The following is a 545-nucleotide window of genomic DNA, read 5'->3' on the forward strand; positions in this document are numbered from 1 at the left end:
GCTCCTTGACCATCACGATCACGAACTTGCTGGACGGCGCGGCGGAATCTCTGACGGCGGATACCACCGGAACTGCGATCACGGCCAGCTATTCCAGCGGCGTGTTGACGCTCTCCGGTTCGGATACAGTTGCCAACTACCAGCTAGTTCTGCGAACCGTCCGCTACGACAATGCCTCGGCTAATCCAGATGCCACCGACCGGCTTGTGGAGTTTGTTGCTAACGATGGTTTGCTTGACAGCAACACCGCTATCGCAACCGTTTCAATCGCGACAAGCAACGATGCTCCCAATTTAGACCTGGATGCGGATGATTCCAGTGGAGCGGCAGGCTCCGACTTCACGGCCAACTTTGTCGAGGGCGGTGGTGCCGTTTTGATTGCGGATGTCGATGCAGTACTCGCTGATGTTGACGGTGCGAACCTTGCCTCCTTGACGGTCACCATTTCCAACCTGCTCGATGGGGCCGCGGAATCTCTGACGGCAGATACGACGGGCACCTCGATCACGGCCAGCTACTCCAGCGGTGTGTTGAGACTTTCTGGT

At 57.4% G+C, this 545-nt stretch carries 1 protein-coding gene; it reads left to right on the top strand.

The features are described 5' to 3' along the window. Window positions 1-545 (top strand): hypothetical protein (locus FYK55_RS29380; protein WP_201743837.1); only part of this gene is annotated, 545 nt, incomplete at both ends.

Origin of the sequence: Roseiconus nitratireducens, from assembly GCF_008629675.1 — a bacterium.
In the GTDB taxonomy this organism is placed as follows: domain Bacteria; phylum Planctomycetota; class Planctomycetia; order Pirellulales; family Pirellulaceae; genus Stieleria; species Stieleria nitratireducens.